Annotated in this window: 16 protein-coding genes; 10 read left to right on the top strand and 6 right to left on the bottom strand. The window is 55.3% G+C overall.

The features are described from left to right. Window positions 1–34 precede the first annotated feature (34 nt). Window positions 35–2,320: a class 1a ribonucleoside-diphosphate reductase subunit alpha gene (nrdA, locus tag ACOTX7_RS00300; protein ID WP_003859415.1), complete on the bottom strand. Its 2,286-nt coding sequence runs from the start codon at window positions 2,318–2,320 to the stop codon at window positions 35–37. A gap of 349 nt (window positions 2,321–2,669) precedes the next feature. Further along, complete coding sequence (gene ubiG, locus ACOTX7_RS00295; protein ID WP_006811346.1) at window positions 2,670–3,398, bottom strand: bifunctional 2-polyprenyl-6-hydroxyphenol methylase/3-demethylubiquinol 3-O-methyltransferase UbiG; 729 nt, start codon at window positions 3,396–3,398, stop codon at window positions 2,670–2,672. 146 nt (window positions 3,399–3,544) lie between these two features. On the opposite strand from ubiG, the gene gyrA reads away from it, so the two are divergent. Together gyrA and rcsC are read left to right on the top strand one after the other, a co-directional pair. Next, window positions 3,545–6,181 (top strand): DNA topoisomerase (ATP-hydrolyzing) subunit A, encoded by a 2,637-nt coding sequence (gene gyrA, locus ACOTX7_RS00290; RefSeq protein WP_126514584.1) that lies wholly within the window; start codon window positions 3,545–3,547, stop codon window positions 6,179–6,181. A gap of 135 nt (window positions 6,182–6,316) precedes the next feature. Then, window positions 6,317–9,163 (top strand): two-component system sensor histidine kinase RcsC, encoded by a 2,847-nt coding sequence (rcsC, locus tag ACOTX7_RS00285; RefSeq protein ID WP_221256261.1) that lies wholly within the window; start codon window positions 6,317–6,319, stop codon window positions 9,161–9,163. 112 nt (window positions 9,164–9,275) lie between these two features. Here the strand turns inward: rcsC and rcsB are convergent, their stop codons facing one another. Both rcsB and rcsD read right to left on the bottom strand, forming a co-directional pair. Beyond that, window positions 9,276–9,926: a response regulator transcription factor RcsB gene (gene rcsB, locus ACOTX7_RS00280; protein WP_003859405.1), complete on the bottom strand. Its 651-nt coding sequence runs from the start codon at window positions 9,924–9,926 to the stop codon at window positions 9,276–9,278. 16 nt (window positions 9,927–9,942) lie between these two features. Continuing rightward, window positions 9,943–12,615 (bottom strand): phosphotransferase RcsD, encoded by a 2,673-nt coding sequence (rcsD, locus tag ACOTX7_RS00275; protein ID WP_006811343.1) that lies wholly within the window; start codon window positions 12,613–12,615, stop codon window positions 9,943–9,945. Window positions 12,616–13,357: 742 nt separating this feature from the next. On the opposite strand from rcsD, the gene ACOTX7_RS00270 reads away from it, so the two are divergent. The 6 genes from ACOTX7_RS00270 to mgtE all read left to right on the top strand — a co-directional run bounded on the left by ACOTX7_RS00270 (window position 13,358) and on the right by mgtE (window position 20,705). Continuing rightward, the gene (locus ACOTX7_RS00270; RefSeq protein WP_006811342.1) at window positions 13,358–14,449 is read left to right on the top strand and encodes a porin OmpC; all 1,092 of its coding nucleotides are present in this window, start codon (window positions 13,358–13,360) and stop codon (window positions 14,447–14,449) included. A gap of 114 nt (window positions 14,450–14,563) precedes the next feature. Further along, a complete protein-coding gene (gene apbE, locus ACOTX7_RS00265; RefSeq protein WP_221256259.1) occupies window positions 14,564–15,619 on the top strand; it encodes an FAD:protein FMN transferase ApbE in 1,056 nt (351 codons plus the stop codon). A gap of 72 nt (window positions 15,620–15,691) precedes the next feature. Then, window positions 15,692–16,750: a bifunctional DNA-binding transcriptional regulator/O6-methylguanine-DNA methyltransferase Ada gene (ada, locus tag ACOTX7_RS00260; RefSeq protein ID WP_221812938.1), complete on the top strand. Its 1,059-nt coding sequence runs from the start codon at window positions 15,692–15,694 to the stop codon at window positions 16,748–16,750. Beyond that, window positions 16,750–17,391 (top strand): DNA oxidative demethylase AlkB, encoded by a 642-nt coding sequence (gene alkB / locus ACOTX7_RS00255; protein ID WP_221256258.1) that lies wholly within the window; start codon window positions 16,750–16,752, stop codon window positions 17,389–17,391. Before ada ends, alkB begins: the two co-directional genes overlap by 1 nt. 85 nt (window positions 17,392–17,476) lie before the next feature. Then, on the top strand, window positions 17,477–19,120 hold the full coding sequence (locus ACOTX7_RS00250; protein ID WP_221256257.1) for a multidrug ABC transporter permease/ATP-binding protein: 1,644 nt from the start codon (window positions 17,477–17,479) through the stop codon (window positions 19,118–19,120). A gap of 148 nt (window positions 19,121–19,268) precedes the next feature. Then, window positions 19,269–20,705 carry a magnesium transporter gene (gene mgtE, locus ACOTX7_RS00245; protein WP_221256256.1) on the top strand — a complete coding sequence of 479 codons (1,437 nt, stop codon included), beginning with the start codon at window positions 19,269–19,271 and terminating at the stop codon, window positions 20,703–20,705. Here mgtE and ACOTX7_RS00240 read toward each other — a convergent pair. Continuing rightward, window positions 20,668–21,909, bottom strand: a complete 1,242-nt coding sequence (locus tag ACOTX7_RS00240; RefSeq protein ID WP_205922618.1) for a SulP family inorganic anion transporter — start codon at window positions 21,907–21,909, stop codon at window positions 20,668–20,670. The genes mgtE and ACOTX7_RS00240 overlap by 38 nt on opposite strands. Before the next feature lie 241 nt (window positions 21,910–22,150). Between ACOTX7_RS00240 and mqo the strand changes: the two genes are divergently transcribed. Beyond that, window positions 22,151–23,800, top strand: a complete 1,650-nt coding sequence (mqo, locus tag ACOTX7_RS00235; protein ID WP_213827723.1) for a malate dehydrogenase (quinone) — start codon at window positions 22,151–22,153, stop codon at window positions 23,798–23,800. Between the two features lie 93 nt (window positions 23,801–23,893). On the opposite strand, the gene eco is transcribed toward mqo, so the two are convergent. Continuing rightward, window positions 23,894–24,397, bottom strand: a complete 504-nt coding sequence (gene eco, locus ACOTX7_RS00230; RefSeq protein WP_221812902.1) for a serine protease inhibitor ecotin — start codon at window positions 24,395–24,397, stop codon at window positions 23,894–23,896. A 208-nt stretch (window positions 24,398–24,605) separates the two neighbouring features. On the opposite strand from eco, the gene ACOTX7_RS00225 reads away from it, so the two are divergent. Next, on the top strand, window positions 24,606–24,866 hold the full coding sequence (locus tag ACOTX7_RS00225) for a DUF2534 family protein (protein ID WP_006811332.1): 261 nt from the start codon (window positions 24,606–24,608) through the stop codon (window positions 24,864–24,866). Window positions 24,867–24,901: the final 35 nt, after the last annotated feature.

Here is a 24,901-nt window from a genome sequence, read left to right as displayed (position 1 = left end):
CTGTGGGGAGAGGGCCGGGGTGAGGGGGGTATTATTAGATCTTACATGCGCCGCTTTCGCAGCCATCGTCCTGAATTGACGGCGCCAGGTCGTCCTGGGCGTCTTCCGCACCATCACGGGTGTTGTGATAGTACAGCGTTTTCACGCCAAATTTGTAGGCGGTGAGCAGGTCTTTCAGCAGCTGCTGCATCGGAACCTTGCCTGACGGGAAGCGCGTCGGGTCGTAGTTGGTATTGGCAGAGATCGACTGGTCGATAAACTTCTGCATGATACCCACCAGTTGCAGGTAGCCGTCGTTGTTTGGCATTTCCCACAGCAGCTCGTAGTTGTCACCCAGCGTCTCGTAATCCGGTACTACCTGACGCAGCACGCCGTCTTTCGACGCTTTGATGCTGACGTGGCCGCGCGGTGGCTCAATACCGTTGGTGGCGTTGGAGATCTGCGAAGAGGTCTCGGACGGCATCAGGGCAGAGAGCGTGGAGTTACGCAGGCCGTGCGTTTTAATGGACTCGCGCAGGCCTTCCCAGTCGAGGTGCAGCGGCTCGCTGACGATCGCATCCAGGTCTTTCTTGTAGGTGTCGATCGGCAGAATGCCTTTCGCGTAGGTGGTTTCGTTGAACCACGGGCAGGCGCCTTGTTCTTTCGCCAGTTCGTTGGAGGCCTTCATCAGGTAGTACTGAATTGCTTCGAACGTCTGGTGCGTCAGGTTGTTGGCGCTGCCGTCGGAGTAACGCTTACCGTTTTTCGCCAGCCAGTAGGCGAAGTTGATCACGCCGATACCTAAAGTGCGACGACCCATCGCACCGCGTTTAGCGGCCGGGATTGGGTAATCCTGGTAGTCCAGCAGGGCATCCAGCGCACGAACCGCCAGCACGGCCAGCTCTTCCAGTTCGTCCAGGCTCTTAATCGCACCCAGGTTGAACGCAGACAGCGTACACAGGGCGATTTCGCCGTTTTCGTCGTTTACATCGTCCAGCGGTTTGGTCGGCAGGGCGATCTCGAGGCACAGGTTGGACTGGCGCACTGGCGCCACCACCGGGTCGAACGGGCTGTGGGTGTTGCAGTGGTCAACGTTCTGGATATAGATACGACCGGTAGAGGCACGTTCCTGCATCATCAGGGAGAACAGGTCTACCGCCTTCACGCGCTGTTTGCGGATGCTGTCGTCTTTTTCATATTTGGTGTACAGACGCTCGAACTCGTCCTGATCGGCGAAGAATGCGTCGTACAGGCCCGGAACGTCGGACGGGCTGAACAGGGTGATGTCTTCACCTTTCAGCAGGCGGGTGTACATCAGCTTGTTGATCTGTACGCCGTAGTCCATGTGACGCACGCGGTTACCTTCCACGCCGCGGTTGTTCTTCAGGACCAGCAGGCTTTCTACTTCCAGGTGCCACATTGGGTAGAACAGGGTCGCAGCACCGCCGCGCACGCCGCCCTGAGAGCAGGATTTTACCGCCGTCTGGAAGTGCTTGTAGAACGGAATACAGCCGGTATGGAACGCTTCACCGCCGCGGATCGGGCTGCCCAGCGCACGAATACGACCGGCATTGATGCCGATACCGGCGCGCTGGGAGACGTATTTCACGATGGCGCTGGAGGTGGCGTTGATGGAATCCAGGCTGTCACCGCACTCGATCAGTACGCAGGAGCTGAACTGACGGGTAGGGGTGCGCACGCCAGACATGATTGGCGTTGGCAGAGAAATTTTGAACGTGGATACCGCATCGTAGAAACGCTTCACGTAGTCCAGACGGGTTTCACGCGGATAATTAGAGAACAGGCAAGCCGCCACCAGAATATAGAGGAACTGGGCGCTCTCGTAGATCTCACCGGTCACACGGTTCTGAACCAGGTATTTGCCTTCGAGCTGCTTCACCGCCGCGTAGGAGAAGTTCATGTCGCGCCAGTGATCGATAAACCCGTTCATCTGCTCGAACTCTTCTTCCGTATAGTCTTCCAGCAGATGCGTGTCGTATTTGCCCAGCTCGACCATTTTCACCACGTGATCGTAAAGCTTCGGCGGCTCAAACTGGCCGTAGGCTTTCTTACGCAGGTGGAAAATCGCCAGACGTGCAGCGAGGTACTGATAATCCGGTGCGTCGCGGGAGATCAGGTCTGCCGCTGCTTTGATAATGGTTTCGTGGATATCAGACGTTTTGATGCCGTCGTAGAACTGAATGTGAGAACGCAGTTCAACCTGGGAGATAGATACGTTGTTCAGTCCTTCTGCTGCCCAGTCGAGAACTCGATGGATTTTGTCCAGATTGATACGCTCGGTGGTACCGTCGCGCTTTGTCACCAGCAGACTCTGATTCATGTGGGTTTTTACCTGTCCGTGAAATAAAAAAATATCCCCCGCTTATCCACAGAACCGTCTTGTGACTAACTCTGTGGATAAATACTACATATAGGGGTTTTGCGATAAGAAGAACGCTATATGGTGAGTATTCTAGTAAGGATTCTTTTCAGTACAAGGGTTGATTTTGAGGTTAAATTGAGGTTGTGAAAGGGTAAAAAAGCGTAAGTCCTCGTACCGTAAGGCCTGGAAGAGATGTCAATAATTTAGAAAAAAAATTCAAAATTTGATCGAGTGCTGATTTCTTCAACGGGAGGTCAGAATTGCGCAACATGATGTCGCGCAATCATTATAAGAATAACGGATGACGTTAGTCGTTTTTGGCGGTTGTATGCAACATATAGTTAACATCCACGCCCGGAGCAAGTTTGAATTTATCCGTCAGTGGGTTGTAATGCAGGCCCGTCATGTGTTGCTCCTTAAGCCACGTCTGGTCAACCCAGCCCAGCAGTTCGGCAGGCTTGATGAACTTCTTCACGTCGTGTGTGCCTTTCGGCACCATGCGCAGCACATATTCTGCGCCCACCACGGCCATCAGCCAGGCTTTGCCGTTGCGGTTGATGGTCGAGAAGAAGACCTGTCCACCCGGTTTCACCAGTTTTGCACAGGCGCTGACGACCGACTGCGGATCGGGAACGTGCTCCAGCATCTCCATGCAGGTCACCACATCATACTGGTGGGCATGTTTTGCCGCGTGCTCTTCCACGGTTTCCTGGACGTATTCTACCTGAACACCGGACTCCAGCGCATGAAGGCGGGCAACCTGTAGAGGCTCAAAGCCCATGTCCAGACCGGTGACGGTGGCCCCTTCGCGCGCCATGCTTTCCGCCAGGATGCCGCCGCCGCAGCCGACGTCGAGCACTTTCTTACCGAACAGACCGCCGGAACGCTCCGCGATATAGCCCAGACGCAGCGGGTTAATACGATGCAGAGGTTTGAACTCACCTTCGAGATCCCACCAGCGGGACGCCACCGCTTCAAATTTGGCAATCTCTTCGTGGTCAACGTTGTGAGCCACCGGGGATTTTTCGGCATTCATGGGCGCTTTTACTCCTTATTTAGCAAGACAAATGAGTATATCAGGCAATCCCTGTGAATAAAGCGTATAGGTTTACCTGTATCACCGCGGCTGTGTTATAATTTGCGACCTTTGAATCCGGGATACAGTAGAGGGATAGCGGTTAGATGAGCGACCTTGCGAGAGAAATTACACCGGTTAACATCGAGGAAGAGCTGAAAAGCTCCTATCTGGACTATGCGATGTCGGTCATTGTTGGCCGTGCGCTGCCGGACGTCCGCGATGGCCTGAAGCCGGTACACCGTCGCGTACTATACGCCATGAACGTATTGGGCAATGACTGGAATAAAGCCTACAAAAAATCTGCCCGTGTCGTTGGTGACGTAATCGGTAAATACCATCCCCATGGTGATTCCGCGGTGTACGACACCATTGTCCGTATGGCGCAGCCCTTCTCGCTGCGTTACATGCTGGTAGATGGTCAGGGTAACTTTGGTTCTATCGACGGCGACTCCGCCGCGGCAATGCGTTATACGGAAATCCGTCTGGCGAAGATTGCCCATGAGCTGATGGCTGACCTGGAAAAAGAGACGGTTGATTTCGTTGATAACTACGACGGCACGGAAAAAATCCCTGACGTTATGCCAACGAAGATCCCAAACCTGCTGGTGAACGGTTCGTCCGGTATCGCCGTCGGTATGGCAACCAACATTCCGCCGCACAACATCACGGAAGTGATCAACGGCTGCCTGGCCTACATTGACGATGAAGACATCAGCATTGAAGGGCTGATGGAACACATTCCTGGCCCGGACTTCCCGACGGCGGCAATCATCAACGGTCGTCGCGGTATTGAAGAAGCGTACCGTACCGGTCGCGGCAAGATTTACATCCGTGCCCGCGCCGAAGTGGAAGCGGACGCTAAAACCGGCCGTGAAACCATTATTGTTCACGAGATCCCGTATCAGGTGAACAAAGCGCGTCTGATTGAAAAAATCGCCGAGCTGGTAAAAGAAAAACGCGTCGAAGGTATCAGCGCGCTGCGTGACGAGTCTGATAAAGACGGTATGCGCATCGTGATTGAAATCAAGCGCGACGCGGTAGGTGAGGTTGTGCTGAACAACCTGTACTCCCAGACTCAGCTTCAGGTCTCCTTCGGTATCAACATGGTTGCACTGCACCATGGCCAGCCGAAGATCATGAACCTGAAAGAGATCCTGAGCGCGTTCGTGCGTCACCGCCGTGAAGTGGTGACTCGCCGTACCATCTTCGAACTGCGCAAAGCGCGTGACCGTGCCCATATCCTTGAAGCACTGGCCGTTGCGCTGGCGAACATCGACCCGATCATCGAGCTGATCCGCCGCGCGCCGACGCCAGCAGAAGCGAAGGCGTCACTGGTTGCGCGTCCATGGGATTTGGGCAACGTGGCGGCGATGCTGGAACGTGCGGGCGATGACGCTGCACGTCCTGAGTGGCTGGAACCGGAATTCGGTGTGCGTGACGGTCAGTACTATCTGACTGAACAGCAGGCCCAGGCGATTCTGGATCTGCGTTTGCAGAAACTGACCGGCCTTGAGCATGAAAAACTGCTCGACGAGTACAAAGAGCTGCTGGAGCAAATTGCTGAGCTGCTGCATATCCTCGGTAGCGCAGAGCGCCTGATGGAAGTGATCCGTGAAGAGCTGGAACTGGTTCGCGATCAGTTCGGCGATGAGCGCCGCACCGAAATCACGGCCAACAGCTCTGATATCAACATTGAAGATCTGATCAACCGCGAAGACGTGGTAGTGACGCTGTCTCACCAGGGTTATGTGAAGTATCAGCCGTTGACCGACTACGAAGCACAGCGTCGTGGCGGTAAAGGCAAATCTGCGGCACGTATTAAAGAAGAAGACTTCATTGACCGTCTGCTGGTGGCCAACACCCACGACACGATCCTCTGCTTCTCCAGCCGGGGCCGTCTGTACTGGATGAAGGTCTATCAGCTGCCGGAAGCGAGCCGTGGCGCACGTGGTCGTCCTATCGTCAACCTGCTGCCGCTGGAAGCGAACGAACGTATCACCGCCATTCTGCCGGTACGCGAGTACGAAGAGGGCGTGAACGTCTTTATGGCAACCGCGAGCGGTACCGTGAAGAAAACCGCGCTGACCGAGTTCAGCCGTCCACGTTCTGCCGGGATCATCGCGGTGAACCTGAATGAAGGCGATGAGCTGATCGGTGTGGATCTGACCTCCGGTTCCGATGAAGTGATGCTGTTCTCTGCGGCCGGTAAAGTGGTGCGCTTTAAAGAGAACGCCGTGCGCGCAATGGGTCGTACCGCGACCGGCGTACGTGGTATCAAGCTGGCGGGTGAAGACACCGTGGTTTCCCTGATCGTTCCACGTGGCGAAGGCGCAATCCTGACCGTCACCCAGAACGGTTACGGTAAACGTACCGCGGAAAGCGAATACCCGACCAAATCTCGCGGCACGCAGGGCGTTATCTCCATCAAGGTCACCGAGCGCAACGGTTCCGTTGTGGGCGCGGTGCAGGTGGACGACGCGGACCAGATCATGATGATCACCGATGCCGGTACGCTGGTGCGTACCCGCGTGTCTGAGATCAGCGTGGTGGGTCGTAACACCCAGGGCGTGATCCTCATCCGTACTGCGGAAGATGAAAACGTCGTCGGTCTGCAACGCGTTGCTGAGCCGGTGGATGACGAAGAACTCGACTCTATCGACGGCAGCGTCGCGGAAGGGGATGATGAAATCGCCCCGGAAACGGACACCGATGATGAAGCAGCGGATGACGCTGACGAGTAACGTCTCCTGACGCATAAAGGGCCGGTTTCCGGCCCTTTTGTTTTGCGTAAGCAGACAAGTGAACGTTGCGACAAGCCGCGTTTACCGCTACCTTAACCACATTCTTTTTGACCCCGACGGCGGAGCCTCGCCCCTTTGAAATACCTCGTCTCCTTTCGTACCACGCTAAAAGTCTCTCGCTATCTGTTTCGGGCGCTTGCGCTACTGCTATGGTTGCTGGTGGCACTGCTCTCGGTGTTTTACATCGTTAACGCATTGCACCAGAAAGAAGCGGAGATCCGCCAGGAGTTTAACTTAAGCTCGGATCAGGCCCAGCGCTATATTCAGCGCACGTCTGACGTGATGAAAGAGCTGAAGTATATCGCCGAGAATCGGCTGACGGCGGAAAACGGCATTCTTGCCATCCGTAGTCGGGATGAAAAAACCGAAGTACCTGATTTCGAACCACTCTTCCCGGACTCCGATTGTTCCGCCATGGGCAAAGCCTGGCGTGGCTCACTGGAGTCCCTGTCATGGTTTATGCGCTACTGGCGCGATAACTTCTCGGCCGCCTACGATCTGAACCGCGTCTACCTGATTGGTAATGAAAATCTCTGCATGGCGGATTTCGGCCTGCGGGATATGCCCGTCGAACGTGAAGACGCGCTGAAAAGCCTGCATGAGCGCATCGTGAAATACCGCAATGCGCCGCAGGAAGAGCGCGGGAACAACATCTTCTGGATAAGCCAGGGGCCGCGCATGGGCGTCGGCTATTTCTATGCCCTGACTCCGGTTTACCTCGGAAACCGCCTGCAAGCGCTGCTGGGGATTGAACAAACCATCCGCATGGAAAACTTCTTTACGCCGGGCAGCCTGCCAATGGGCGTGACCATTCTGGATGAAAACGGCCACCCGCTCATCTCCCTGGCCGGGCCTGAAAACCGCCTGAAGGTGGAACCCAGCTGGATGCAGGAGCGGTCATGGTTTGGCTATACCTCCGGGTTCCGCGAGCTGGTGCTGAAGAAAAGTTTACCGCCATCGTCGCTAAGCATCGTCTACTCGCTGCCGGTGGACAAGGTGCTGGAGCGCATTCGCATCCTGATCCTTAACGCCATTTTGCTGAACATCGCGGTAGGCGTCGCGCTGTTTATGCTGGCGAGAATGTATGAGCGGCGGATCTTTATTCCGGCGGAAGCGGATGCTCAGCGTCTGGAGGAGCACGAGCAGTTTAACCGTAAGATTGTCGCCTCGGCGCCGGTGGGGATCTGTATCCTGCGTACCCAGGACGGGACGAATATCCTCAGTAACGAGCTTGCCCATAACTACCTGAACATGCTTACGCATGAAGACCGCCAGCGGTTAACGCAGATCATCTGTGGGCAACAGGTAAACTTTGTGGATGTGCTGACCAGCACCCACACCAACCTGCAAATCAGCTTCGTCCATTCGCGCTACCGCAATGAAAACGTGGCGATTTGCGTGCTGGTGGACGTCTCTGCGCGCGTGAAGATGGAAGAGTCATTGCAGGATATGGCGCAGGCGGCGGAGCAGGCCAGTCAGTCGAAATCGATGTTCCTCGCGACCGTCAGCCATGAGCTGCGCACGCCGCTGTACGGGATTATCGGTAACCTCGATCTGCTCCAGACCAAAGAGCTGCCGAAAGGGGTCGACCGTCTGGTGACGGCCATGAACAACTCCTCCAGCCTGTTGCTGAAAATTATCAGCGATATTCTCGACTTCTCTAAAATTGAATCCGAGCAGTTGAAAATAGAACCGCGCGAGTTCTCTCCGCGCGAGGTGATGAACCATATCTGCGCCAACTATCTGCCGCTGGTGGTGCGTAAACAGCTTGGGCTGTACTGCTTCATCGAGCCGGATGTGCCGCTGACGCTGCATGGCGATCCGATGCGTCTGCAACAGGTCATCTCAAACCTGCTGAGCAACGCCATCAAATTCACCGATATCGGCTGTATTGTGCTGCACGTCTGTCGGGCAGGGGAGTATCTGACCATTCGCGTGCGCGACACGGGGGTGGGTATTCCGGCGAAAGAGGTCGTTCGCCTGTTCGATCCGTTCTTCCAGGTGGGAACCGGCGTGCAGCGTAATTTCCAGGGGACCGGGCTAGGTCTGGCGATTTGCGAGAAGCTTATCAGCATGATGGACGGGGATATCTCCGTCGATACTGAGCCAGGCATGGGCAGCCAGTTCACCATTCGTATTCCGCTCTATTCGGCGCACTATCCGGCGAAAACCACCGTCGACGGGTTGAGCGATAAACACTGCTGGCTGGCGGTGCACAACGCCTCCTTACATGATTTCCTGACGTCAATGCTGACCAGCAGCGGCGTGCGGGTTTCGCGCTATGAAGGCCAGACGCCGGACGCGGATGACATGCTGATCACCGACGTTGAGCCGGAACAGGCATGGGCAGGGCGCGGCGTGGTGATGTTCTGCCGCCGTCATATCGGTATTCCGATTGAGCGTTCGCCTGGGATTTGGGTGCACAGCGTGGCGACACCGCACGAGCTGTTGGGCTTGCTGGCGCGCATTTACAGCGTGCAGCTTGAGGACAGCGATGGCGCGACCGTGCTGGCTTCCCCTGATGAGCTGGCGTCGGTGAACGACGATATGATGATTCTGGTCGTCGACGATCATCCGATTAACCGTCGTCTGCTCGCAGACCAGCTTGGCTCTCTGGGCTATCAGTGTAAAACGGCCAATGATGGCGTGGATGCCCTGAATGTCTTAAGTAAGAACCATATTGATATTGTCCTCAGCGATGTGAACATGCCTAACATGGACGGCTACCGTCTGACGCAGCGTATTCGACAGCTAGGGCTGACGCTGCCGGTGGTGGGGGTGACAGCCAACGCGCTGGCGGAGGAGAAGCAGCGCTGTCTGGAGTCGGGAATGGACAGCTGCCTGTCGAAGCCGGTCACGCTGGATGTTCTGAAACAGACGCTGTCCGTGTATGCGGAGCGGGTACGAAAAGCGAGACAATAAAAAAAGGCCCGAAAGGGCCTTTTTTATGTGTCCGGCGGCGCGGGGCTTGCGCGGGCCGACGGGGTCTGTAGGCCGGGTAAGCGCAAGCGCCACCCGGCGTAGACAGCGAAGATTAATCTTTGTCCGTTGCGCTCAGCGTCACGGAAGAGAGATAGTTCAGCAGGGCGATATCGTTATCCACACCCAGCTTCATCATCGCGGATTTTTTCTGGCTACTGATGGTTTTAATACTGCGGTTCAGCTTCTTGGCGATTTCAGTCACCAGGAAACCTTCAGCGAACAGACGCAGAACTTCACTCTCTTTTGGCGAGAGACGTTTGTCGCCATAGCCGCCCGCGCTGATTTTTTCGAGCAGGCGAGAAACGCTCTCAGGCGTGAATTTCTTCCCTTTCTGTAGCGCCGCCAGCGCTTTTGGCAGATCGGTCGGTGCGCCTTGTTTCAGCACAATCCCTTCAATATCGAGATCCAGAACGGCGCTCAGGATCGCCGGGTTATTGTTCATGGTCAGAACAATGATCGAAATGTCCGGGAAGTGGCGTTTAATATATTTGATGAGCGTAATCCCATCACCGTATTTATCTCCAGGCATGGAGAGATCGGTAATGAGCACGTGCGCATCAAGTTTAGGGAGGTTGTTAATGAGGGCTGTGGAATCTTCAAATTCACCGACTACATTCACCCACTCGATCTGTTCAAGTGATTTGCGAATACCGAACAGTACAATCGGATGGTCATCGGCAATAATTACGTTCATATTGTTCATGTATAAGGCTACCTTGCTACAGCAAGCTCTTGACGTAAGCGTCAATGTCGCTGATGTATTTTTCAATGCCAGAGGCATCTTTCTCACGAATTAGATGTTCCAGCGTTTCACATAACTGCTTGCCGGGAACCAGATTAAGCATGGCAAACACCCCTTTAAGCCGGTGTGCTGTCTGTGCCAGCGCTGCAAAATCCTGCGCAGCGGACTCAGTATACAACCGCTTAACATCATCTGGTACTGTATCAACGAAGAGCGAATAATATCCGCTGGCATGGAGTTCGGCATTTTCATCGCCGCCTAACGGTGACTCCAGGATCTCTTCCTGCGCCAGATTCTCTTCAATCAGTTGTAATACAGCTTCCTGCATTGCATTGCTCATATTAAAGTTGACGCGCAGCTGCCCAGGGCCGATTTTCCGCACGCCTGGCTCATCATCGCTTAAAAGCAAGCCTGAGGCAGTAAGATTAGACGGATTATCAGTTAAAAATAGATCAAATTCTTGACTCGCGAGTCTTTCGTCCGGGGTAATGCAGGACGCCCCCCAGTTTTCTAACTGACGAACGACAATATTACGGATCTCACTGGAGGTGACATCCACCATCACCACCACATCGTCCAGCAGACGCTCTTCATCTTCTTCCTGCGGATTCGCCGCCATTTTAACGTGTAAGGAGTAGCGGGTGCCGAGGGATTCGCGGGCCTTAATGTTCAGATGACCGCCCAGCTTACGCGCCAGCTGATCGCAGAGCCAGAAGGTGAGGGCATTTGCCTTACCGTAGTGGTCGCGCTGGGTATCGTTCAGGAACGGGAAGTGCAGATTGTCAATTTCGCTCACGGTGACGCCTTCGCCCGTATCCAGAATGCGGAACGTCAGACGATCGTCGGTGGATTCATCGGTGCTCACTTCAAGGGTGATCTTGCCGATCTGCGTCGTGGTGACGGCATACTGAATCAGCATCATCAGGATGCGACGCAGGGCATCGCGATCGCCGTGTCGTTCGTCGTTGGCCGGTAAATGGTTGTTGATCAGCAGCTGAAGCCCTTTGCGCTTGATCACTGGCAGCACTTCCGGCACCACTTCATCAATCAGATCCTGGATAGAGAAGAGCGTAGGGGTGCCTTTCCAGATGTCATTCTCCAGCATGTTCGCAAGCTGGATTTCGTCTACCAGACGAACCAGGGAGTCTGCCTGGCTGCTCAGCTGTCGGCTTTCCGGCGTGCTCAAATCAGCAATCTGCGTGGCGAGTGACTTCAGCGGCTGTTTGAAGGCATCACCGATATTTTGCATAAACGCGGCGCGGCCATGCTGGTTTTTCTCATACAGCCTCTGCGCCTGCTTGAGCTTTTTATTCACCAGCACTTCGCGGTCCTGATCGCGGATGATGAAGATTTGCGTGCGCGAGGCGACCTGACTGCGGAACTGACGGATCTCATACAGTTCGTTATTAATGGTGGCCTGAATGACGCCCTGGTGCTGGTCCGCCATGGCCGTAATATTTTGCAGGTTTAGATGCGGCAGAAGGTGATCGGCAATTTTATTGCTCATTACCGTGCGGTTTGCGTCCTGATCGTGAACGAGCACCCCAAGCGGCAGCACGGAAATAATCTCTTCGTTTAAGGCGCGCAGGACGCGCAACTCGTTGCTGGTCCCGGCTGATACCGATGTCGAGTCGCTCTGGCGGCCCGACTGGAAACGGAAGGTGCTGTAACCAAACAGCGCCAGCGCCAGCAGGCCGATATTCAGCAGCAGCGGCAGCAGAATGTTTTGCAGCGTATCAAGCATCAGGGTGCCAAAAGGCACCTGCCACACCAGACGCATACCGGTTGAGTTGAGCGATGAGGCAATCTCAATCTTTGAGCCATTAAAGGAGATGGCTACGCTGTCCGCACCTTCTTTGTCCGACGGTGTGCGCATGTTTTGGGTGCTGTTGTCTGGCTCCAGACGGAAACTGTCCAGCGGCATATCCGGTGGGATCAGGTCATTAATCGGCAGGTCGAAGGCAACCACGGTCGCCAGATGGCCCGGCTGGTTAAAGGTGGTTCGCAGCGTAAAGTAGTGGCCATTCTGCCAGGCAAGGCGGCGTAATGACGAGAAACTTTCGCGCTCGTCCAGCGCGTTGGCCTGTTGCAACATTTCCGCCCGGCGGGAATCGACAATACTGCCAACGGTGGTCTCTTTAAAGCCGGACGAGAGATCCTTCAGCGGCAGGGTCGAGACCAGGATCATGCTGTTGTCCTGACCGTTCAGATAATACATAGACCACGGCACGGTCTCGGCGCCCCACAAGGTGTCCAGATAGGAGGAGATCCGCTGCGTCATCTCAAGCGTTGCGCTGTCGTGCGAGCCGAAAATCAGGGCTTCCGTCTTACGCTGCGGTTTTTCAAGGTAATACACATCCTGCTTAAGGCGCGTTTCCTGCAATCCTTCGCCTGACGAGGTGGCAGGCGCGGCAGCGATATTGTCGTAGATTTGCCAGGTCGCATAGCGCCACGTATCAATGCGCTTGTGCACCGCATGGGTGATATCGACGATTTGATAGCTTTTATCTTTCAGCCAGGTATTAACGGCGCTCTGAACCATCACCCCCATTGTGACTAACAGCACAACGATCAACAGAAGAAAGAAACGGGTGATGCTGCCCGGTAGAAGGGAGAATTTGCTCGGGGCGGTAGTTTCAGTCTGACTCATTGATGTGTTTAACCCGTAATGGCCGCGCGGTAATGGGATAGGGCAGTATAAAGGGTAATAACTGAATTTCCAGCGCCGTTAGCGGTATGACATTGACTTTTTATCTGTGCAACCGGCTTCAGCCTCCCGGGAGAAAGGTGTACAAAACCCCGTCAAATGTATAAATACCCTGTCGCATCGGCAGGAAAATAGCACGAATAAACAAGAAATTAATTTCTATAACAAGAAAAGAATTCAGTGACAGCCGGAGGCTGGATTTAATTAATAGCCGTTATCATTACTGAGGGGTAGCACATAAAATGTCGACTGACGTAAAGAAAGGTAAAAAAAAACCGAATGCGAAGCATCCGGTTCAATTAGGGATAAACAGACATTCAAAACTGAATGACGGTAATAAATAAAGTTAATGATGATAGCGAGGGTTATTTTAGTGGTGTTGAAGCGATTTTTTTTGTCATTCAGTGCTGTACAGTTTTGTGGTGCAATGAATTGAATTTATTGAGATATATTTTTGTTTTGATTATCCATGCTATATTTTTAAACTATTAATGCTCTGTAAAAGTTCCTCCAAATTTACAAATTGAAACATGTTGATGGTAAAGTGAAACATCTTCAAAGTTTTCGTATCATATTCCTGTTGGATTATTCTGCATTTTTGAGGAGAATGAACTTGCCGACTGGTTAAGAGGGTTGACCAGTAAGCAGTGGTAAATAATAAGGCATATAACAGAGGGTTAATAAAATGAAAGTTAAAGTACTGTCCCTCCTGGTACCAGCTCTGCTGGTGGCAGGCGCAGCAAATGCGGCTGAAATTTATAACAAAGACGGCAACAAATTAGATCTGTACGGTAAAGTAGATGGTCTGCACTATTTCTCTGATGACGACAGTGCAGACGGCGACCAGACCTACATGCGTCTGGGCTTCAAAGGCGAAACTCAGGTTAACGACCAGCTGACCGGTTACGGCCAGTGGGAATACCAGATCCAGGGTAACTCTGGTGAGAACGAAAACAACTCCTGGACGCGTGTGGCGTTCGCAGGTCTGAAATTCGCTGATGCGGGTTCATTCGACTACGGTCGTAACTACGGCGTTGTTTACGATGTGACTTCCTGGACTGACGTTCTGCCAGAATTCGGCGGCGACACCTACGGTTCTGACAACTTCATGCAGCAGCGTGGTAACGGCTTCGCGACCTACCGTAACCAGGACTTCTTCGGTCTGGTTGATGGCCTGAACTTCGCGTTGCAGTACCAGGGTAAAAACGGCAGCCCAAGCGGCGAAGGCCAGACCAACAACGGTCGTGACGCGCTGCGTCAGAACGGTGATGGCTACGGCGGCTCTCTGACCTACGATCTGGGCGAAGGCTTCGCACTCGGTACGGCGGTCACCAGCTCTAAACGTACTGCTGACCAGAACGCGCCGGGCTACTTCGGTGAAGGCGATCGTGCTGAGACCTACACCGGTGGTCTGAAATACGACGCGAACAACATTTACCTGGCTGCACAGTATACTCAGACTTACAACGCGACCCGCGTTGGCGATCAGGGCTGGGCTAACAAAGCACAGAACTTCGAAGTAGTTGCGCAGTATCAGTTCGACTTCGGCCTGCGTCCATCCGTGGCTTACCTGCAATCTAAAGGTAAAGACATCGAAAACTATGGCGATCAGGATATCCTGAAGTATGTTGATGTTGGCGCGACTTACTACTTCAACAAAAACATGTCCACCTACGTTGATTACAAAATCAACCTGCTGGATGAAAATGACTTCACCCGTCAGACAGGTATCGGTACCGACGATATCGTCGCACTGGGTCTGGTTTACCAGTTCTAATTGCTCATACTGCAACAAAGGGGCCAACAGGCCCCTTTTTTCATGCTTTTTTAGGGTCTTACAAATACGCTGTTTTAGTGTACTCTTGCCGCCCTGGCATGAGGATTATAACCAATGGATATGACTTTTTTACGCGCCAGCGTTCTGGCGACTGTTTTACTCCTGACCGCGTGTGACTCTTCTACGCAGCCTGCAAAAATCGAGGCGCCAGCCGCGACGGTGCTGGAAGGGAAAACCATGGGGACCTTCTGGCGCGTCAGCGTGATGGATCTCGACAAGGCTCGCGTTGATGAGCTTCGCGCTAAAATTCAGGCTCAGCTGGATGCCGACGATCAGCTGCTCTCCTCGTACAAAAACGACTCGGCGCTGATGCGTTTCAATCGCTCCAGCAGCACCTCCCTGTGGCCGGTGAGCGAAGCGATGGCCGACATCGTCACGGAATCCATGCGCGTGGGCTACAAAACCAACGGCGCCATGGATGTGACCGTGGGGCCGCTGGTGAACCTGTGGGGATTTGGCCCCAACAAGCAGCCGGTGACTACACCCGATCAAGCCGCCATTGACGATGCCCGCGCACGTACGGGGTTACAGCATCTGGCGGTGATCTCCCAGTACGGTCAGCAATACCTGCAAAAAGATATTCCCGACCTGTTTGTGGATCTCTCAACGGTAGGCGAGGGGTATGCTGCGGATCATCTCGCAGCCCTGATGGCGCAGGAAGGCATTCCCCGTTATCTGGTTTCCGTCGGTGGCGCGCTCGTCAGCCGGGGCATGAACGCCAGCGGCAGGCCGTGGCGGGTGGCCATTCAAAAACCAACCGACCAGCAGAACGCGGTGCAGGCGATTGTCGACATCAACGGGCACGGTATCAGCACCTCCGGAAGCTACCGCAACTATTACGAGCTGGATGGCAAACGTATCTCGCACGTGATTGATCCGCAAACCGGACGACCCATTACGCACAACCTGGTATCGGTGACGGTGATAGCGCCAACCGCGCTGGAAGCGGACGCCTGGGATACCGGATTGATGGTGCTCGGCACGGAGAAAGCCAAAGAGGTGGTGCGTCAGGAAGGGCTGGCCGTCTATATGATCACCAAAGAGGCTGACGGGTTTAAAACCTGGAGTTCGCCGCAGTTCAACAGCTTCCTGGTGAGTGAAAAAAATTAAAAAGCAAGGTTGCGGGTTTTTGTCCGGTGGCGTTCAGGCAAGCTGAGCGTATGCTTGTAAGAGGAGCCGATGATGAAAAACACAACCTATCTCACCGATGAGGATCGCTGGCTGGCCGTTCAGAGCCGCGATCCTCGTGCGGATAACCAGTTTGTCTTCGCCGTGCAGACGACCGGCATTTATTGTCGCCCGTCCTGCCGCGCCCGCCACGCGCTGCGTAAAAATGTCTGCTTCTATCCTGATGCTCACCAGGCCGCGCAGGCGGGTTTCCGCCCCTGTAAGCGCTGTAGGCCGGACCAGGGCGACCCTATGGCGCAGAAAAAGGCCACCATTGCGCTGGCTTGCCGACTGCTTGAACAGGATGCGGCGCTGAATCTTGAGGCACTGGCGCAGCAGGTTGCCATGAGCCCGTTTCATCTCCATCGTGTGTTTAAATCCGTTACCGGCATGACGCCGAAAGCCTGGCAGCAGGCCGCGCGTGAACAACGCCTGCGTAGCCTGCTTGCTCAGGGCGGCAAAATCACCGACGCCGTACTGGCCGCTGGCTTCCCGGACGGCAGCAGCTACTACCGGAAAGCCGACGGCGCGCTGGGCATGACGGCGAAACAGTACCGCAACGGGGATGCTGCGGTCCGCTATGCTATCAGTGACTGCTCACTGGGCCGCTGCCTGGTGGCGGAAAGCGAGCGCGGGATCTGCGCGATCCTGCTGGGAGATGACGACACCTCGCTGATGGCTGAGCTGCTGTCACTGTTTCCGCTTGCCGTCCGCGACCCGATGGAAGGCGCGTTTGCCGGGCGTGTTCGTCAGGTGATTGTCTCTGTCGACAGCCGCGGGACGCCGCTGACGCTGCCGCTGGATATCCGTGGTACTGCCTTCCAGCAGCAGGTCTGGCAGGCGCTGCGGGCTATCCCCTGCGGTGAAACGGCAAGCTATCAGCAGGTGGCGAAGGCCATTGGTAAACCCAATGCCGTACGTGCCGTGGCCGGGGCCTGCGGAGCCAACAAACTGGCGATCGTCATCCCCTGTCACCGCGTAGTGCGTAACGACGGTGCCCTGTCGGGTTATCGCTGGGGCGCAGCGCGCAAGGTGCTATTGTTGAAACGTGAGGCGAACAACCCGGAGGGATAATGCTCGATTTATTTGCAGATGCTGAACCCTGGCATGAGCCGCTCGCGCCGGGGGCGACGATCCTGAGACGCTTCGCGCTTTCCCGCGCGTCGGCGCTGTTCGACGGTATTGATGCCGTGACCGCCCGTTCGCCGTTTCGCCATATGGTCACGCCGGGCGGGTATACCATGTCCGTGGCGATGACCAACTGCGGCGAACTGGGATGGGCGACAAATGAGCGGGGCTATATCTATGCCCCGAACGATCCGCTGACGGATCGGCCGTGGCCGCCGATGCCGGAGGCGTTTCAGGCGCTATGTCATGATGCCGCCGTGGCGGCCGGCTACCCTGATTTTCGTCCCGACGCCTGTCTTATCAACCGCTATGCCGTCGGGGCAAAACTCTCCTTGCATCAGGATAAGGACGAGCCGGACCTGCGCGCCCCGATTGTGTCGGTATCCCTTGGGCTGCCCGCCGTCTTTCAGTTTGGCGGGCTGCGGCGCAACGACCCGCTAAAACGGCTGATGCTGGAGCATGGTGATGTGGTGGTCTGGGGCGGGGAATCACGGCTTTTTTACCACGGTATTCAGCCGCTTAAACCTGGCGATCATCCGGTGGCGGGGGCGTTTCGCTACAACCTCACGTTCCGACAGGCAGCATAGAGAGAATAAAAATAAGAATTATTCTTGATGTGTGGGAAAGGCAGTTTACACTGCTGGCTGATTTTTCTTGTCCGGATTGCTCTGCATGCAACTACTTCTTCTTGTCTGGCGGCAGTATCGCTGGCCTTTTATCGCGGTGATGGCGTTAAGCCTTGCCAGCGCGGCGCTGGGGATCGGCCTGATTGCCTTCATTAACGTGCGTTTGATCGAAATGGTCGACACGTCGCTCTCCGTTCTGCCGGAGTTTCTGGGTTTACTGCTGCTGCTGATGGCGGTCACGCTCGGTTCACAGCTGGCGCTGACCGCGCTCGGCCACCATTTCGTTTTCCGTCTGCGCAGTGAGTTCATCAAACGTATTCTTGATACTCAGGTGGAACGCATCGAGCAACTGGGAAGTGCCTCTCTGCTGGCGGGGCTGACCAGCGATGTGCGCGCCATTACCATCGCCTTTGTGCGCCTGCCGGAGCTGGTACAGGGGATCATCCTGACCTTTGGCTCGGCAGCCTATCTCGCCTGGCTCTCCAGCAAAATGCTGGCGGTGACGGCGCTGTGGATTGTTATTACCATCTGGGGCGGCTTTCTGCTGGTATCCCGCGTCTATAAGCACATGGCGGTGCTGCGTGAAACGGAAGACAAACTCTATAACGATTACCAGACGGTGCTGGAAGGGCGCAAAGAGCTGACCCTCAATCGCGAGCGCGCCGAGCATATCTTCAACCATCTCTACATCCCGGATGCGCAGGAATATCGTCATCACATTATTCGCGCCGATACGTTCCACCTGAGCGCCGTGAACTGGTCCAACATCATGATGCTGGGCGCCATTGGTCTGGTATTCTGGATGGCGAACAGCCTGGGATGGGCGGATACCAACGTGGCGGCAACCTACTCCCTGACGCTGCTGTTTTTACGCACGCCGCTGCTCTCGGCCGTTGGCGCACTGCCGACGCTGCTGAGCGCTCAGGTGGCCTTCAACAAGCTGAAGAAATTCGACCTTGCGCCGTTTAAGGCTGAGTTCCCGCGCCCGCAGGCCTTCCCGAACTGGCAAACGCTGGAGCTGCGTAACGTTACCTTCCGCTATCAGGATAATGCCTTCTCCGTAGGGCCGATTAACCTGACGATCCACCGCGGCGAACTGCTATTCCTGATCGGCGGCAACGGCAGCGGCAAATCCACGCTGGCGATGCTGCTGACGGGGCTTTACCAGCCGCAGTCTGGCGAAATTCTGCTGGACGGCAAGGCGCTGAGCGCGGAGAAACCGGAAGATTACCGCAAGCTCTTCTCGGCGGTATTTACCGACGTCTGGCTGTTTGACCGACTGCTGGGCCCGGAAGGGCAGCAGGCGGATCCGGCGCTGGTGGAGAAGTGGCTTGCGCACCTGCAAATGTCGCACAAGCTGGAGCTACAGGATGGCAAAATCCTGAATCTCAAACTGTCGAAAGGGCAGAAGAAGCGTGTGGCGCTGCTGCTGGCGCTGGCCGAGGAGCGTGACATCATCCTGCTGGATGAGTGGGCCGCCGATCAGGATCCGCACTTCCGCCGCGAGTTTTATCAGGTACTGCTGCCGCTGATGCAGGCGATGGGAAAAACCATTTTTGCCATCAGTCATGACGATCACTACTTCATTCACGCCGACCGTCTGCTGGAGATGCGCGACGGCAAGCTGAGCGAGCTGACCGGCGATGAACGCGATGCGGCGTCGCGTGATGCGGTGGCGCGTACGGCCTGATGCCCTCACCCTAACCCTCTTCCACAGGGAGAGGGGATAGATCGTGGCCGTAGTGGCGATTTTTTCTCCATCCCGCCCCACCGTTTATTCTTATTTACATATCTCCGCGCTATGCTTAAAGCCAACTTATTTCATGGATTTATGATTAATGTCGGTATTAAAGAAAAACAGCGCCAGGCAGCGTGACCAGGAGCGTGCCCGCCTCATCTGGCTCCTGACGACCGATAAAGCGGTGACGTCAACGTTATTGGGTAAGCTGACCCTGGCTGAGCAATATGATGTCGGCACGTTGGCCGACGATATTGCTGAGGTAGGTGCGCTGGTTGCACATTTACCGCCGCCGGATCTGGCGGATACCCTTGAGGCACTGCCTTCCGAGGAGCGCCACGCCCTGTGGCGACTGGTGCAGGATCACGAGCGCGGCCAGGTGCTGCTTGAAGCCTCGGAAAACGTCTGGGATGACCTTATCGATGAGATGAGCGACCGGGACATCCTCGACGCCCTGCAAACGCTGGATATTGATGAGCAGATTTACCTTGTACAACATCTTCCGCGCAACCTGACCGGACGCCTGCTGGCTTCCCTGCCAGCCGAAGAGCGGGCGCGCGTGCGTCAGGTGATGCACTACGAGAAAAACAGCGTCGGCGCGATCATGGAGTTTGGCGTCATCACCGTCCGTCCGGATATCACCCTGGGTACGGTGCAGCGCTATCTTCGTCGGCTGGGCAGCATGCCGGACAACACCGACAAACTGTTTGTCACCTCGCGGGATAAAACCCTGCTCGGGGAGCTGGAGCTGAAAACGATCCTGCTGAACAGCACCCAGCAGCGGGTGAGTGAGGTCATGGAAACCGAACCGATGGTCTTCTCGCCGGAAGACGATGCCGAAAAAGCGGCGCGTACCTTCGAACGTGATGACCTGGTGAGCGCGGCGGTGGTGGATTCGGTGGGCAAGCTGATGGGGCGTCTGACCATCGATGAGATCGTTGACGTGGTCTATGAAGAGACCGATAACGACCTGCGTGCCCTGGGGGGGATCAGCGCCGAAGATGACGTTCACGCTTCCGTTGGCAAGGCGGTGAAAACGCGCTGGGCGTGGCTCGCCATCAACCTGTGCACCGCGTTCGTGGCGTCCCGCGTCATCGACGGCTTCGAACATACCATTTCCCAGCTGGTGGCCCTGGCGTCGCTGATGCCGATTGTGGCGGGGATCGGCGGGAACACCGGTAACCAGACGATCACCATGATCGTTCGCGCCCTGGCGCTGGAAAACATTCAGCCGGGTAATTTTTCGTGGCTGATTTTCAGGGAGATGGGCGTCGCGCTGATTAACGGCCTGGTCTGGGGCGGCATCATGGGCGGCATTACCTGGTGGCTGTACGACGATATGGCGCTGGGTGGGGTCATGATGCTGGCGATGGTGCTGAACCTGCTGGTGGCGGCGATGATGGGCGTGATTATCCCGTTGACGATGACCCGGCTGGGGCGCGACCCCGCGGTGGGGTCGAGCGTGATGATCACCGCCATTACCGATACCGGCGGCTTCTTTATTTTTCTTGGACTGGCGACGATTTTTCTTCTGTAGCCAGCGCCTTTTGCTTAAGACGGGCCGGGAGAATGAACATCATCACAATCCCGCCCAGTACGCCTATCGCCAGGTTGCCGGTGGAAACCGTTGCCACCACCGTCACCAGCATCACGACGGTTTCAGCCACCGGCGCGTTTTTCAGCGTTCCAGGCTGAACGCTATGCCAGCTAAAGGTTTTGATAGCCACAATGGCCATAATACCCGCCAGCACCGCCATCGGGATTTTGGCCATCACCTCGCTGAGCGCCGTGACCAGCACCAGCAGCACAATGCCTGCCGCGAGCGTGGAGATACGGCTTCTGCCTTTCCCCATCTCCACGTTCACGATGGTCTGCCCAATCATCGCGCATCCCGCAATGCCCCCGTAGAACCCGGCCATGATATTTCCCACGCCCAGCCCGATGCTCTCGCGGCGCTTACTGGAGGGGGTTACGGTCAGTTCGTCCACCAGCTTCGCCGTCAACAACGATTCCAGCAGGCCCACAAACGCGATACTCAGCGCGCACGGCCAGATGATGCTCAGGGTGTCCAGATTGAGCGGCACCAGCAGCTGCGTAAATCCAGGCAAACCGCCGCTCATGGAGCCTTCATCCCCTACCGTTGGCAGGATTTGTCCGCTGGTGACGGTGAACAGCGTCAGCAGCACAATGGCAATCAGCGGGGAGGGCACGCTTTTGATATAGCGTGGCACCCACAGCACAATCAGCAGCGTCAGCACGAACAGGCCGACAATCAGCGGGCTTCGGCTCCAGAAATGGGGCACCTGGGCAAAGAAAATCAAAATACCAAGGGCGTTAACAAACCCGGTCATCACCGACTGGGGGATAAAGCGCATCAGCCGCGCCATGCCCAGCGCGCCGAACAGGATCTGAATCACCCCGGCCATCACCACCGCGGGCAGAATGTACTGCACGCCGTGCTGATGAACCATCGGGCCGATAACCAGCGCGACGGAACCTGCCGCCGCCGTTACCATCGCCGGACGTCCGCCGAGCAGGGAAAGGGCAAAACAGAGCACCACCGAGGCGATAAGGCTTACTTTAGGATCTACGCCCGCGACTACGGAGAAAGAAATGACTTCCGGGATCAGCGCCAGCGCGGTAATCACGCCAGCCAGCGTTTCGCGCATCAGACGTTCAGGCGAACGTAAAACAGTGGCGACATGGCCTTCATGGGGTACAGACGAGTGGGGTAATGACATAACAATTCGCTAGTAGGGGCAAGCTTCCGTGCGCGCGATCACAAAGTGCAGCATCATAGCCAGGAAAATCGCCGGGTGCCAGCCTGTCTGCCAAAACCATACAAACAATCCATCATTAAATTTCACAATTACAATAATTTCGTAACCTTTAAACACTATTTAAAAGTTGTTACCGTGCCCCCGCAGCGTGTTTCACCTGTAATTTCCACGCATCAAGCACTATTCAACTAAGGCATAAATGATGAAAAAAATGACTGCCGTGCTCTTTTCTCTGGCCGTGGGGCTGAACGCCGTCTCGCTGGCGGCGAAAGCTGACGCACCAAAAGAGCAGGAAACGGATGTCCTTTTAATTGGTGGCGGCATCATGAGCGCCACGCTGGGAACGTATCTTCAGGAATTAGAGCCGAACTGGTCCATGACCATGGTCGAGCGCCTTGATGGCGTGGCACAGGAAAGCTCTAACGGCTGGAATAACGCCGGGACGGGGCACTCGGCACTCATGGAACTGAACTATACGCCGCAGAAGAAGGACGGTTCCATTAGTATCGAGAAGGCGGTAGAGATCAACGAAGCGTTCCAGATCTCACGTCAGTTCTGGTCTCACCAGGTGAACAGCGGTGTGTTGCACAATCCGCACTCCTTCATCAACACCGTCCCGCACATGAGCTTTGTGTGGGGCGATCAAAACGTCAACTTCCTGCGCGCGCGCTACGCTGCCCTGCAACAGAGCACGCTTTTCCGCGGGATGAAATATTCTGAAGATCACGCTCAAATCAAAGAGTGGGCACCGCTGGTCATGGAAGGCCGCGATCCGAACCAGAAAGTAGCGGCGACCCGCACTGAAATTGGCACTGACGTTAACTACGGTGAGATTACCCGTCAGCTGGTGGCCTCTCTGAAGAAAAAAGAGAACTTTAACCTGCAACTCAGTTCCGAAGTGCGTGGTTTCAAGCGCAACGCGGATAACAGCTGGAGCGTGACCGTTGCCGATCTGAAAAACAACGAAGCCGAGCATGTGATTAAGGCGAAGTTCGTGTTTATCGGTGCGGGCGGCGCGGCGCTGAAACTGTTGCAGGAGTCCGGTATTCCGGAAGCGGACGACTACGCGGGCTTCCCGGTTGGCGGCCAGTTCCTGGTGTCGGAAAACCCGGACGTGGTTAACCGTCATCTGGCTAAAGTGTACGGTCAGGCCTCTGTGGGCGCACCACCGATGTCCGTTCCGCATATCGACACCCGCATGCTGGACGGTAAGCGCGTGGTGCTGTTCGGGCCGTTCGCCACATTCTCCACCAAATTCCTGAAAAACGGTTCCCTGTGGGATCTGCTGAGTGCGACCACGACGTCGAACGTCAAACCCATGATGGACGTGGGGCTGGATAACTTCGATCTGGTGAAATACCTGATTAGCCAGGTCATGCTTTCTGATGAAGAACGCTTCGAGGCGCTGAAAGAGTACTATCCGCAGGCGAAGAAAGAAGACTGGCGTCTGTGGCAGGCGGGTCAGCGCGTGCAGATCATCAAACGCGATCCGAAAGAGGGTGGCGTGCTGCGTCTGGGTACCGAAGTGGTAAGCGATAAGGATGGCACCATTGCCGCGCTGCTGGGGGCATCTCCGGGAGCGTCTACCGCTGCGCCAATCATGCTGCACCTGATGGAAAAAGTGTTTAAGGACAAAGTATCCAGCCCGGAATGGCAGGCGAAGCTGAAAACCATTATTCCCTCCTACGGTACGAAGCTGAACGGTAACGTTGAAGCCACGGAACAGGAGCTGGAATACACCAGCCGCGTTCTGCAACTGCAATACGTCAAACCGCAGGCCGCAGATGCTGCGCCAAAGGCAGAGCTGAAGCCTCAGGCGGAAAGCAAGCCGGTTGCGGATATCGCGCTGTAGTGTAAAAAAGCCGGGTGGCACTGACGCTTACCCGGCCTACGTTCGGTGTTGTTTTGTAGGTCGGGTAAGGCGAAGCTGCCACCCGACTTATTTTTAACGTACTACCGCTTGTCCGACGTTCTCTTCTGCCTTCCACACGCGATACTTCACCTCTACGTTTTCCGGCGTATAGATCACGATCGGTAACTTGCTGTTGTAGCGCAGCAGACTGTTATCACCCAGATACGCTGTCACAAATTTCTTCTCTTTCTTGCCGTCCGGGCACGCCATCATGGTGGAGACCGGCGACGTGACTTTGTCGAAGACATAATAGTCATAACCCCAGCCTTCCAGCGTTTTGCTTTCCAGCTGGCCGCCCAGACGATGCTGGTTACAGTCCACTTCCAGCGTTTTGCCAATTAACAGTTCCACTTTGTAATTCGCTTCGTCCTGCTGAACCGGCAGCTGGATCACCTGACGCTTCATACCTTTTTTCGCTTGCGGATACGGAGCGACTTTTTCCAGCGGCTGTGCTTTTTGGGCATCACTGGCGAAAGCGCTGGTGCTGACGCACGCGGCGGCGAGAAGTGCAATGGCAAATTTAGGGGCGTTTTTCATTGTCATTCCTTTATGTTAAAACGATCCCGGTAACACTAACATAATGTAGGTGAATGGTTGGCGCAATTTACTCACATTTTCAATTTAAATGGAGTAATGCACTGCTTTTATGTTCTTTTATTGGTGTTTAATGCTGTTGTGGAGTCGGTGCGGCGATCGTGTTATTTTACGCGTTAATGATTGTTATTCATCTGTAAAGGGAGGAGAGATGGTACGGGAAAAACTGAAGACACCTGAAGGCCGCAAGTTCCTGCTGGCGTTACTGGTTGTGTTTATGATTGCGGCTGCATGCGTGGGGCGAGCAACCATTGTCGGTGTGATCGAACAGTACAACATTCCGCTCTCTGCGTGGACAACCAGTATGTTTGTCCTGCAATCGGCGATGATCTTTGTTTACAGCCTGGTGTTCACCGTGCTGCTTGCGATTCCGCTGGGGATTTTCTTTCTCGGTGGGCGTGAGAAGCACTAAGCGTTCTGGATGTAAGTACAGGCAATAAAAAACCA

Origin of the sequence: Enterobacter cloacae complex sp. IR5418, from assembly GCF_049238105.1 — a bacterium.
Classification (GTDB): Bacteria; Pseudomonadota; Gammaproteobacteria; order Enterobacterales; family Enterobacteriaceae; genus Enterobacter; species Enterobacter hormaechei.
This window is presented reverse-complemented; position numbering and strand designations above follow the sequence as displayed.

Coding starts and splice junctions, on each gene's coding strand:
- nrdA (WP_003859415.1), bottom strand. CDS start 2,320: ATGAATCAGAGTCTGCTGGTGACAAAGCGCGACGGTACCACCGAGCGT.
- ubiG (WP_006811346.1), bottom strand. CDS start 3,398: ATGAATGCCGAAAAATCCCCGGTGGCTCACAACGTTGACCACGAAGAG.
- gyrA (WP_126514584.1), top strand. CDS start 3,545: ATGAGCGACCTTGCGAGAGAAATTACACCGGTTAACATCGAGGAAGAG.
- rcsB (WP_003859405.1), bottom strand. CDS start 9,926: ATGAACAATATGAACGTAATTATTGCCGATGACCATCCGATTGTACTG.
- rcsD (WP_006811343.1), bottom strand. CDS start 12,615: ATGAGTCAGACTGAAACTACCGCCCCGAGCAAATTCTCCCTTCTACCG.
- ACOTX7_RS00270 (WP_006811342.1), top strand. CDS start 13,358: ATGAAAGTTAAAGTACTGTCCCTCCTGGTACCAGCTCTGCTGGTGGCA.
- apbE (WP_221256259.1), top strand. CDS start 14,564: ATGGATATGACTTTTTTACGCGCCAGCGTTCTGGCGACTGTTTTACTC.
- ada (WP_221812938.1), top strand. CDS start 15,692: ATGAAAAACACAACCTATCTCACCGATGAGGATCGCTGGCTGGCCGTT.
- alkB (WP_221256258.1), top strand. CDS start 16,750: ATGCTCGATTTATTTGCAGATGCTGAACCCTGGCATGAGCCGCTCGCG.
- ACOTX7_RS00250 (WP_221256257.1), top strand. CDS start 17,477: ATGCAACTACTTCTTCTTGTCTGGCGGCAGTATCGCTGGCCTTTTATC.
- mgtE (WP_221256256.1), top strand. CDS start 19,269: ATGTCGGTATTAAAGAAAAACAGCGCCAGGCAGCGTGACCAGGAGCGT.
- ACOTX7_RS00240 (WP_205922618.1), bottom strand. CDS start 21,909: ATGTCATTACCCCACTCGTCTGTACCCCATGAAGGCCATGTCGCCACT.
- mqo (WP_213827723.1), top strand. CDS start 22,151: ATGAAAAAAATGACTGCCGTGCTCTTTTCTCTGGCCGTGGGGCTGAAC.
- eco (WP_221812902.1), bottom strand. CDS start 24,397: ATGAAAAACGCCCCTAAATTTGCCATTGCACTTCTCGCCGCCGCGTGC.
- ACOTX7_RS00225 (WP_006811332.1), top strand. CDS start 24,606: ATGGTACGGGAAAAACTGAAGACACCTGAAGGCCGCAAGTTCCTGCTG.